General features: G+C 43.3%; 12 protein-coding genes. 7 read left to right on the forward strand and 5 right to left on the reverse strand.

The genetic code is table 11. The features are described 5' to 3' along the window. Positions 1-14: 14 nt before the first annotated feature. Both FGL37_RS21950 and FGL37_RS21955 read left to right on the forward strand, forming a co-directional pair. Positions 15-1445 carry an MFS transporter gene (locus FGL37_RS21950; protein ID WP_037533501.1) on the forward strand — a complete coding sequence of 477 codons (1431 nt, stop codon included), beginning with the start codon at positions 15-17 and terminating at the stop codon, positions 1443-1445. Positions 1446-1659: 214 nt separating this feature from the next. Beyond that, positions 1660-2373: a DUF8832 domain-containing protein gene (locus FGL37_RS21955; RefSeq protein WP_051606961.1), complete on the forward strand. Its 714-nt coding sequence runs from the start codon at positions 1660-1662 to the stop codon at positions 2371-2373. A gap of 150 nt (positions 2374-2523) precedes the next feature. Here FGL37_RS21955 and FGL37_RS21960 read toward each other — a convergent pair whose 3' ends face one another. Next, positions 2524-3024, reverse strand: coding sequence for an RNA polymerase sigma factor (locus FGL37_RS21960; RefSeq protein WP_051606959.1), 501 nt, complete (start codon positions 3022-3024; stop codon positions 2524-2526). A 634-nt stretch (positions 3025-3658) separates the two neighbouring features. Here FGL37_RS21960 and FGL37_RS21965 point away from each other — a divergent pair. From FGL37_RS21965 to FGL37_RS21980, 4 genes are all read left to right on the forward strand, one after another. Next, positions 3659-4840 carry a glycosyltransferase gene (locus FGL37_RS21965; RefSeq protein ID WP_051606957.1) on the forward strand — a complete coding sequence of 394 codons (1182 nt, stop codon included), beginning with the start codon at positions 3659-3661 and terminating at the stop codon, positions 4838-4840. A gap of 258 nt (positions 4841-5098) precedes the next feature. Next, positions 5099-5956, forward strand: coding sequence for a COG1470 family protein (locus FGL37_RS21970; RefSeq protein WP_028070241.1), 858 nt, complete (start codon positions 5099-5101; stop codon positions 5954-5956). Positions 5957-5967: 11 nt separating this feature from the next. Continuing rightward, positions 5968-6981 (forward strand): ABC transporter ATP-binding protein, encoded by a 1014-nt coding sequence (locus tag FGL37_RS21975; protein WP_028070240.1) that lies wholly within the window; start codon positions 5968-5970, stop codon positions 6979-6981. Next, positions 6926-7954, forward strand: a complete 1029-nt coding sequence (locus FGL37_RS21980; protein WP_028070239.1) for an ABC transporter permease — start codon at positions 6926-6928, stop codon at positions 7952-7954. Before FGL37_RS21975 ends, FGL37_RS21980 begins: the two co-directional genes overlap by 56 nt. Positions 7955-8020: 66 nt before the next feature. On the opposite strand, the gene FGL37_RS21985 is transcribed toward FGL37_RS21980, so the two are convergent. Further along, complete coding sequence (locus FGL37_RS21985; RefSeq protein ID WP_051606955.1) at positions 8021-8518, reverse strand: CinA family protein; 498 nt, start codon at positions 8516-8518, stop codon at positions 8021-8023. Positions 8519-8600: 82 nt separating this feature from the next. Next, on the reverse strand, positions 8601-8897 hold the full coding sequence (locus tag FGL37_RS21990; protein ID WP_037533498.1) for a hypothetical protein: 297 nt from the start codon (positions 8895-8897) through the stop codon (positions 8601-8603). Between the two features lie 239 nt (positions 8898-9136). Here FGL37_RS21990 and FGL37_RS21995 point away from each other — a divergent pair, with 239 nt between their 5' ends. Further along, on the forward strand, positions 9137-9289 hold the full coding sequence (locus tag FGL37_RS21995; protein ID WP_115048587.1) for a lmo0937 family membrane protein: 153 nt from the start codon (positions 9137-9139) through the stop codon (positions 9287-9289). Between the two features lie 61 nt (positions 9290-9350). Here FGL37_RS21995 and FGL37_RS22000 read toward each other — a convergent pair whose 3' ends face one another. Together FGL37_RS22000 and FGL37_RS22005 are read right to left on the reverse strand one after the other, a co-directional pair. After that, positions 9351-10469, reverse strand: a complete 1119-nt coding sequence (locus FGL37_RS22000) for a DUF2891 domain-containing protein (RefSeq protein ID WP_028070237.1) — start codon at positions 10467-10469, stop codon at positions 9351-9353. Positions 10470-10575: 106 nt separating this feature from the next. Beyond that, the gene (locus FGL37_RS22005; RefSeq protein WP_028070236.1) at positions 10576-11277 is read right to left on the reverse strand and encodes an SIR2 family NAD-dependent protein deacylase; all 702 of its coding nucleotides are present in this window, start codon (positions 11275-11277) and stop codon (positions 10576-10578) included. Positions 11278-11353 lie beyond the last annotated feature (76 nt).

Genomic DNA, 11353 nt, shown 5'->3' on the forward strand with positions numbered 1-11353 from the left:
TAATATAAGTAAAAATGAAAACATATCCTATAGATGCGGATAAGGCAGTGGCCTATCCAAAACGCTGGGCAGCCCTTTTTCTGCTTTGCACAGCCCAATTTATCGTCATAATGGACACTTCGATTATCGGTGTGGCACTACCTGCGATTAAAGAAGATTTAGGTTATTCGCAGTCGGCTCTTCAATGGATCTTCAATGCCTATGTAATCCTTTTCGGCGGTTTCTTGCTGCTCGGCGGCCGACTTTCAGATCTCTTTGGTGCACGAAAAGTTTTTATGTGGGGCTTTGGTATTTTGACCGCAGCGTCCCTACTAGCGGGCACTGCATGGTCTGAAGCCGCCTTAAATATCGGCAGAGGTTTACAGGGCCTCGGATCTGCACTAATTACACCCGCTGCACTGACACTAGTCATGTCGAAATTCACCGATCCCAAAGAGCTCAACAAGGCCTTCGGTTTTTGGGGTGCGTCTGCAGCAGCCGGAGGCTCTGCTGGGGTATTTCTAGGTGGAGTAATTACCCAGTGGCTTTCTTGGCACTGGATATTTCTGATAAATATTCCCGCAGGTCTTTTAGTCTTATTTTTTAGCCCAAGTCTATTGTTCAAAGGCAACACCAGAGCGGGGAAAATAGACGTCGGAGGAGCCCTTTTGGCCACTACAGCGCTTGTTCTCATGGTTTATTCCATCGTATCGGCAGAACACGCGGGTTGGATATCACTGCAGACAATAGGTCTCTTGAGCCTGTCAATCCTACTCCTTATCATCTTCCTTTTCGTGCAGCGGAACAAAAACGAACCTCTGGTTCCCTTAACGATTTTTAAGGTTCCTAACCTCAGTTCTGGCAACCTGATGATTGCATTACTGGCTGCCGCATGGATTCCCTTATGGTTCTTCCTCAATCTTTATTTACAGCAGGTACTCGGCTATTCTGCGTTTTACAGCGGCCTTGCCTTGCTCCCTATGACGGCAGCTATTATGTTTCTGATGGTAGGTTTTACTGGAAAACTCGTTACCCGTTTTGGATTTAAGTATAATATTCTGGCAGGCCTGACGATCCTCGCTGCCTCTTTATTTTTATTTAGTACGGTCTCCATCTCAGGCTCTTTTTTAACAGATGTACTGCCCGCTTCACTCCTTGCGGCAATAGGTATGTCTCTGACCTATATCCCCGGAACAATGGCTTCTCTATCAGGGGCGGGGCCTAACGAAACGGGACTTGCATCAGGTCTGGTTAACACGAGTTATCAGGTAGGTTCGGCATTGGGGCTAGCAATTATCGTCGCTTTATCAACAATGAAAACTAAAAAACTGGCTTTAGCAGGGATTGACAACACAGAAGCTTTAAATGAGGGGTTCCGTACAGCATTTTTCTCAGCAGGCATCATTTGCTTAATTGCTCTGGTGCTAACCGCAGTTTCTATCAAAACCATAAACTCAAGACCATAAACCATTAGCTTTCTTATGCAATTAGCCCAGTCATGGTATAGAGAGGAGCTACTGTACGTGGCTCCCAAATATTACAAATCATTTCTAAAATTGCGCAAGTAAATCATAAACTAGTTTCCACAATTTTGTATAGTAAGTTTGGTAACCAGCATTTTAAGCATTAAATAGCTAAACTTCATGTTCAACATTTAGAAAATTCATAATAACAATAACTATGGACACGCATCACCAACATCATCACCTGCACAAAGAAGCAGCAAACGTAGAAATCATCTCCATACCTTCTAACATAGAGGCTGGAAAATCTGTTATGCTAACCATTTCAATACAAGATAAAGGGCAACACCTTCCTCTTGATGTTGTACACGAGATGAAAATACATCTTTTGATCGTCAATGAACAGCTAAGCTGGTTTACCCACATTCATCCCGAAGAACAACTGGATGGAACATTCCAGGTCACAACAACCTTTCCTTCGCCAGGTAGATACCTGTTGTTTACAGACTATAAACCGACAGGTTATCCGGCATCGGTGAACAAGCAAGTTATCGATATAGAAGGGTCTACACCTGTGTCCGAAGCAAACGGACAGACAAAACTGGTTTCCTATGTGGATGGTTATAAAATAACCTTGGTGAATGGTAATCAGTTATCCACTGATACCACACAAGGTTTGCAATTTGCAATAGAAAAAGATGGCAGAACCGTTCCTGCAAAAGAAATTCAAAATTACCTTGGCGCCGCAGCGCATATCGTTATGATTAGTAATAAAGACAAAGACTTTCTTCATATTCATCCGATGACCAACAGTGAGTTTCCAATCTACGCCGAAGCTCATATTACAAAGTCGGGACATTATGTATTGTGGGTACAGTTCAAAACGGATGACACTGTTCACACAGCGGACTTTAATGTAGAGGTTAAGTAATTAATCGGTCAGGAAGTGTCAGGAGGATGAACAACGCAAGATCATGTGCAACGCTGGAAACGCTAGCATTGCACATGATTTCGAGTTGTCTTTTTTAACGATTTAGAATTATTGGCTATGGGCATCGCAATACGCATGCTTCGCCTGAGTTTAATTTACCCGGTAGACCTTTAGCTGCCGCTGCAATTTTTTTCGAGTCATATGTATCCTCGTTTTGATGGTGCCTTCCGGCATGTTGAAATAGCTCGCGATCTCATGGTATTTGTGGCCGTCCAAAAACAGACGGAAAATCTCATAATTTTCAGCGCTAAGGCTAGACATCGCGCGTTCTATATCATCGGCAATAAATTTATCCACCCCCTTATTTAGTTCGATCGTATTGGTGCTTTCCAATTCGACATAAGAATCCTGTATCTCGTTTACGCGTTTTGCTTTCCTATATTTATTGATATAGGTATGTTTCATTATCACATAGAGCCAGCTCATCAACTTAGGATGTTGCACAAAATCGTCAATCGATTTTAATGCACGGATCCATGTTTCCTGAATCAGATCTTCCTTTTCATCTGGGTCTGTAGTAAACTTTGCTGCAAAGTGATTCAACAAACTTCTTTTCTCATTGATAAGTACGTTTAAATTGTGATTGTTCATAGCTAACCTCTTTCTTGTTGTTATTATCAGTATAGACGGCACAAGAAAAATGCTAGGTTTCAAGCGCAGGACAGTTCGAAAAGTTTGTTCTAGGAAGATAAGTAAAAATACGTTTTTACACTATTTGCCGGTTTAAACAGCATTTTACACCGGATTTTCAACATATTTATACCATAAAGATCAAAAATAATGAAGTAAGAAAATCTTGTAATTGGGTACTCTACACCTGCAAAACTGTATAAATTACGCTGCCCAAGCATTCGGTCGCAGCACACACGTAAAGTCACATGTAGCGAAAACTGAACATAGAATCGTGTTTCGAAAATGCGATTTTCCCAGATTCAGGAAAAAACTACGTATAGTTCAGCATTTTTATCGGTATATCGCGTATGATACTACGTGATATCTACTCAAAAACTACCTTTAAGTGTCAGATGAAGGCATTTGGGTACAGCTTTTGATCCATCCACGGTAAAATAATGTACAACCTTATTAATCATAATACTTGATATGGAAAATATACAGCAAAAAGCAGCCAAAATGGGTTTAGAAAAAGGATATTATTTATTGTTGATGGCTATTTTAGATATTCCGATTGAGAACGAAAGCAGTGAAGCTAAGGAGGGCTAAGGCTATGAAAAGAATCGTTATCATCAGCACTTATCCGCCCCAGGAATGCGGACTGGCGACATTTACAAAAGATCTGAAACAAGGAATGGAACTCGATCCCAATGTATCCGTCGATGTGATCGCTGTTTCCAAATTAGGGAAGGAACAGTATGACCAATCCGTTCGATTCGTCATTGACAGGGAAAGACTGGACAGCTATATTCAGGCGAGCAGAATTATTAATAAGGAATACGACTATTGTATTGTACAACATGAATACGGTATATTCGGTGGAGCCGATGGCATTTTCGTGAATCACTTGGCTGACAAGATCGATATTCCGTTATTGACTATATTCCATACTATCTTACAGACACCATCTTTGCGACAAAAGGAAATCATGGGATTCCTTCTGGAGAAATCCCAAGCTGTTGTTTCCCTTTCCGCTACAGGTTCAACATTATTGCACAAGCTGTTTCCTAAGACTGAACAGCGTAAAGTTAAAGTCATCCCGCATGGCGTACCGCAGTTCGATTACAATCAGGGATTGGCAAAATATAGACTTGGACTTCAGAATCAGTTTGTGATGTTGACTTTTGGCCTGATCGGACGTAGCAAAGGGCTGGAGTATGCCATACGCTCACTTGCGGGACTCGATCTTCCCAACTTCAAATACCTGATTGTCGGCAAGACACATCCCAATGTACTCGCCCATGAAGGCGAATCTTATCGATTTGAATTAAAGGGACTTGTGGAGAAGTTGAATTTACAGGAAAATGTAGTGTTTGTCGATGAATTTCTGAGCGACGAACAACTGAAAGAGTATTTAACCGCCTGTGATATCTATTTATCACCTTATCAGCATGAACAGCAGATCAGTAGCGGCACACTATCATTTGCCGTCGGCGCCGGGGCAGCGGTCATCTCAACACCATACTGGCACGCTAAGGACCTGCTGATAGATGACCGCGGTATTCTCACCCCGTTCAATGACACTGAAACGATGGCAGCCAACATTAAGCTGCTTTATCAATCCAAACGTTTGCTGGCATGGCACAGGTTTAAAGCACGCAGCTATGGCGAGCAAACCACTTGGAAAATGGTAGCCAAAGACTATCTGTCACTGTTATCCGATTTGGTCACCCCAGTGAGGTCACTGGTGGATTACAAAAAATATGTTTCCTTTGATTTAAAAAGAGAAGCCTAGCAGATATTGGTGTCTTCCCTTCATGGGAAGACACTATTACCTTATCGGCCGGTATCCCCTACCGGTAGACGATGACTGAAAAGCCGAAGCTGTAACTAATCACTATATTTTTTTTACGTATGATCTTCTGCGTAGGTATTGACTTTTATGAAAATGATTTATAATTTGGGTTCGATTTTCCGAAAGGGACGTAAAGTCCAAAATGACATTTTTTAAAAGCTAATATTCTATTTAAATATAAATTTTAGTTATTGGATCATGTTAACAGAATTACTATCTACAAAAACAAGACAACGTTTATCATTAAAGCTATTTATTATTACAGCTTTGGCCCTGTCCGTACATGGCAGCTCTTTGGGTCAGACAAATGCTGCATCTCAGAAATCAGGCTTCGAGGCTAGGTTAATCAATATCGAGGCGCCGAGTAATGAACCTTTTCGCTATAGTACGACATTAACGAATGGTTCGTCGCAAACCGTCACCTATAACCTTGACGCACAATTACCTCCCGGGTGGCAGATCACCTATAGAGTAGAGGGTTCTCAAGTCACTTCACTACAGATGCAGGGAAACAAATCGCAGGAAATCAGCATCGAAATCAGCTGCCCGTTGACTGCCAAGCCCGACAAATATAAAATTCCCATCAAGGCCATATCGACGCTAGATACGTTAAAGTTAGATCTCGAGGCCGCTGTCAAAGGGTCATACGCAATCGAACTGAGTACACCTTCGGGTAGGCTGAGTGATGAAGTGGTCTCCGGCGGTACAAAAGAAATCACACTTCAGGTCAAGAATACGGGTACCCTTCCGTTAAATGCCCTTGAATTTAGTTCGCAGTTACCGACACGATGGGAAGCCACATTCACACCGTCCACTATCAAACAACTCGAGACTGGGAAGTCCCAGGAAGTTAAGGTTAGTCTAAGGGTGCCGGACAAAACCATTGCTGGCGATTATGTGGCCAAATTTGATGTAAAATCTGCCAGTAACTCCGCGGATGTCTCCTTCCGAATCATTGTAAAGACCTCTTTACTCTCCGGATGGATCGGCATGCTGATTATTCTATTGGCTATCGGCTTAGTGTATTATCTCATTCGCAAATACGGAAGAAGATAGAAAAGATTATCATGAAGGACCCTATTATTCAACTGACTGGCCTGACCAAAAATTACGGTACAGCAGTCGCTGTTGACAAACTTGATTTAAATATCTATAAAGGCGAGATATTTGGCCTGCTTGGCCCCAACGGTGCCGGAAAAACAACCAGCATCTTAATGATGCTGGGGTTGACCGAGCCATCTTCTGGTACCGCCATGGTGTGCGGCTACAATGCCACCAGGAGCCCAATCGCAGTCAAGAAGAAAGTAGGCTATCTCCCTGACAATGTAGGCTTCTATCCCGAGATGACTGCCTTGGAGAACCTTAGTTTTATCGCTAGATTAAATGGTCTGTCGACTTCACAGGCCTACGACCGGGCGAAAGAGATGTTGAGCATCGTCGGATTAGAACAGGCAATAAATAAGAAAGCGGGTGTATTTTCCAGAGGAATGAAGCAGCGACTTGGACTGGCAGAGGTACTTATCAAAAATCCAGAAGTAGCTATATTGGACGAACCTACGCTAGGAATCGATCCAAGCGGTGTCAATGAATTCCTTGAGCTTATCAAAAAATTGAGCAAAGAGCAACATTTAACTGTTCTTCTGTCATCACACCACTTGCATCAGGTACAGCGTGTATGTGACAGGGTCGGCATCTTTGTCGACGGAAAACTTCTTGTAGAAGGATCCATAGACCAATTAGCGCAAAATCTCCAGCAACAGGAAGGCGTAACAACACGTATCGCGATCGAAGCGGATAATGATATGATAGGCTTCGAAAAGCAGCTGAAAAACCTACCCGGCCTGCGGCAGTTAACCATCCAGGCAAACACTATTGAACTTAAAAGCGACGGCGATGTCACAGCTGAAGCTGTACGTCTGCTGGTGCACCATGGGGCGAACGTCGTTTCCGTTCAGCGTAACGACTACGCATTGGATAACATTTATAATACGTATTTCGAGCATAGTAAAATAAACAATACTGAATATGAAAAATCCAACCGTTTCTTCGGGAAGTCTCTTTTCGGGAAGTTTAAACGCTAATGTGACTTCGGGAAGAACAGAAAAAGGCAGCCCTTTGATGGTATTGTTAAACAAGGAAGCTGCATCTCAGATCAGGAGTTGGCGGTTTGTCACCTTAATCATATTGATTCTATTGACATTTGGGGCCTCACTCTATATTTCCTCTTCCGGACTAAAAGATGCTGTCAATAATGTACAGGATCCAGATAAATCATTCTTATACCTCAAATTGTTGACGCTCACTGACAATTCGATACCTCCGTTTCATGTGTTTTTGAATTTCCTGGCGCCTTTGCTCGGCATTGCACTGGGTTTTGACGCGATCAATGCTGAGTATAATAATGGAACACTTACCCGGCTGATGGCACAACCGCTATATAGGGATAATCTGCTGTTTGCCAAATTTTTGGCGCCGCTCATTGTCGTAGGTACATTGTTTGTTGCTTTGGTATTACTTATGATCGGTGGTGGATTATTGGGAACTGGTGTACGTATAGAACCACAAGAATTGCTGCGGATACTGGGTTTCACATTCATTAGTATCATCTACGTGGCATTTTGGCTCAGCCTTTCCATTTTATTATCGATCTCTTTTCGTCAGCCAGCTACCTCGGCACTGACAGCCATCGGGATCTGGCTTTTTTTCACCGTATTCTTTCCTATTTTGGTTAATCTGGCGATACGTCCGTTTTTGCCGAATCCAAACTATATCTCAGAACAAGAGTACTTAAGTTATAATGAGCTTATATTGAATATATTGAGATTGTCGCCAAGCCAACTTTACACAGATGCGTCGACAACCCTGTTGATGCCGTCTGTCCGAAGCCTTGGCCCAATCGCAATGGAACAGATGGTAGGCGCCATCCCAGCTCCACTTTCGGTGAGAGAGAGTATTCTTATGGTTTGGCCACAGATAAGTGGTCTTACCGCGGCGACAGTGGTTTGCTTTGCATGGTCTTATTATCTGTTTATGAGACGTGAGATTCGCTGTTAGCAGTAGTGTAACCGAGGACAAATGCCTTTTAGGTCGCCGAACGGCATTTGTCCTCAATTCAAACCGCTATCTGTTTTTAAGCGCATCAGCCATGTTCTCCAATGCTGCAATAGTATACGCGTATTGGGCATCTACAGCGTCCATAGGTAGCTGTAGTTCGATCTTTTTTCGATCGACAAGCTTTCCCTGATGTACGACCGAAATAAACGCAAATAGTTCACCCCGCGACTCGGGCACCACTGTGGCATAACCCGTTGTCGCTATTCCCCAATCCGCATGGAACAACGCCGCTACTGCAACAGCCATCTGATCAGTAATGGAGGCTGATACACAATTGCAGCGCTTGGCTCCTTCCGCATCAACTTGTAAGATCCGTATTTTTTCGTCCATCGCGTAAGTAGTTATGCCACCGGCAAACACTGCAGTTGCATTTTCCATCTGTGAGCATGCCAACTGCAAAAAGCCTGCTGTCACACTTTCTGCTACCGCCAACCGTGTATGAGATTGGCAAAGACCGTTTTTAATCTCCTTCAGCAATCGTTCGGAAAATTCTATTTTAGCCATATAACTCGAAATCTTTTACCGTTTATGATAACTCTTATTTGGATGGACAGCATTCAGATGTTATCAACCTACCATCCATAAACTAAGCGACATTAAAAATCCTGATCTCGGGATTATCCAGAATCAATGGTTTGAGCGCAACGAGAACACTATTGTTATACAGCTCAGTAGAAAGAAAAGCTTTGGCATCTTCGGCAGTCTCAAATCCATGTAACAGTTGGATATACTCCTCACCTATCAATAATTCTGCAGATATCGCCCCTTTAATCTGGTCAAGGAAGGACGCTTGAAACTTATCGTAAACACTCGAAGCAGCACCTTTATCCGCTGCATTGATCCTTAAGGTAATCTGTAAATATGCTTTTACTGTCTTGTCCATATTTGTATGAATAAATTACTGAAATCTTATATCTGTGATGTAGACTACTTGAAACTGACTTCAGACTCAGTCGTCATGCTTGTCTTCGGATGGCGAACAGCTGTCAACAGTGGATGGTTTGAATGAAGATATATTTATGTATACGCAACTGGTCCTTTATAGCATTAGAGAACAAAACTTCTTTTATGCTAAAACCTTCGCTTGACTGTTGTTGTTCTAATGAAAAACACATCAATATTATGGGAAATTTATTATACATCATTGCCGTCATTTTAGTCATTATATGGGCAATCAGTTTTTTCGGAGGTTATGCAACGGGGAATATTATACACGTGTTGCTGGTTATTGCAATCATCGTTGTCTTGTTGCGCGTTATACGGGGGGCTGCATAAAGATCCGGCGAGGGGATACATTTTATTCCCTCGCCGGATCTTTATGCCCCGCCTCTTTATCCTAACGCACTTCGTTGATTGATTCATTGTGCGATAACGCATAGAGCGCAAAAGTCCCCAGCCAGTGCGATCCCATATAATCATCCTGCGTAGTGATATTGGGCAATGAATAGTTTAGATGTTTATTGGCCAGAGCGTGCAGATGATTTAGTTCTGGGAGGGCCTTGGCTATGCCGTTTAAACAGGTCGCGCGGCTAAAATTCAACCCATCGAGATGTACCAAATGTCCATCACTGCGATCTTTCACAATCCCCGGTTCCAGATTAAATTCTGGCTCGAACAGTTCAGGAAGAAATTCTCGCAGCCACTTGCGGTATTCCTCCTGACGCATGACCGTGCTCATGCATAGCGCTTCCTCAAGGCAGGGCGAAAGGAAATCACTTCCACTGGGCTCGAAGCTGATATTACAATTTTTATCATGGTCGTACAACCTTGTCGCATTGGTCATTAAAGACTTTTCAAAAACCGTATTGTTCGTCGCCCGTGCATAATCCAGTGCTAGCGATAGTCCAAACGCCGTATTATCATGGTAACCGGTACGGATCGGATAGACCAGCTTGGGTAAGTAATCTTGATAAGCTTTTACAATATGCTTCGCCAATGGCGACAAAGCGCCTGCCCAACGCTGGGCGTCGCTATCTTTCCAAGTCAGCAGTTCCTTCTGTAGTTGCAGTAGCCATGCCCAGCCGTAGGTACGCTCAAAGTTTCTATTATTTTTAGTTTGGAAAAACGCCAGTTCGGCAGCTACATGTTCGTCGGTGATGATCTGATTCAGCTGTTTCCGTATGCTTCCAGCCTTATCCAGATCAGGAAACTGTTTTAGAATACGGATGATAGACCAGTAGCCGTGAACGGAAGAATGCCAATCAAAACAACCATAGAAAATGGGGTGCAGCGCACGCGGGCCTTTCAAGTCTTCTCCGCTCCCCAATACTTGGCCTAGCTTGTTGGGATACTCGACTTCGATGCAGTGCAATGGCAGGGCGAGTAGCTGCCTCGCCTGTGCGCTATCAAGTTGCAAAGGAGCCTCCTCTCTACTTGTACGCACGTTAACCTTGGAACTATTCTGGCATGCGACAGCCAAAAATGTACTGCAAAATAATCCTACTATTTTTTTCATCTGCTATTTAATTTCTTTTATCGCTTGGCGAACGCTCCATCTGGTCTAAGACGCCTAATGCGGATAAAATGACATATTTTTATGTAGAGGCCAGTAAACTTTTATTTTATTCACGGTAATCAGACTCGTCAAGTAACTGCTGAACGAGACCAGGAACGGCTATACTTGCACTTTCCTCAAAACACTGAATTTTAGTTCCCGATACCCCATATGGAATGTGCTTATCGATCACATAGATCCTACACTGCGACGAAGCAAATTCCTTTAGTCCCGCGGCCGGATAAACTTGCAAGGAAGTCCCAATAATCAACAATATGTCTGCTGCTTCAACATGCGCGATCGCGCGTTCGATCTCCGGAACCGCCTCTCCAAACCAGACAATATTGGGACGCAACTGGCTTCCCTTTTCACAAAGATCTCCCATTTTGATTTCGGTTCCTTCGACAGGATATACCAACCGTTCATCTATTGACGATCTCGATTGATCCAATCGTCCATGCAAATGAATGATTGCGGTTGAGCCTGCCTGTTCGTGTAGTAGATCCACATTTTGCGTTATAATGGTGACATTATATGCGGACTCGAGGCGCTGCAATGCCAGATGGGCTACATTTGGTCTAGCCGCCAGCGCCACCTTCCGTCTTAAATTATAGAATTCCTGCACCAAAACCGGATTTTTAGTCCAGCCTTCAATGGATGCCACCTCCATCACGTCGTGTCCCTCCCACAGACCATTGGCGTCCCGAAACGTGGGGATGCCACTTTCAGCGGAGATACCTGCTCCAGTGAGTACAACAATATTCTTCATTTCATTGCCATTTTACCACATCTAAAAATAGTGATTTCCAACGAATCCCCACCATAACCGACCGAATAATTTGTGT

It is taken from the genome of Sphingobacterium thalpophilum, assembly GCF_901482695.1.
GTDB lineage: Bacteria > Bacteroidota > Bacteroidia > Sphingobacteriales > Sphingobacteriaceae > Sphingobacterium > Sphingobacterium thalpophilum.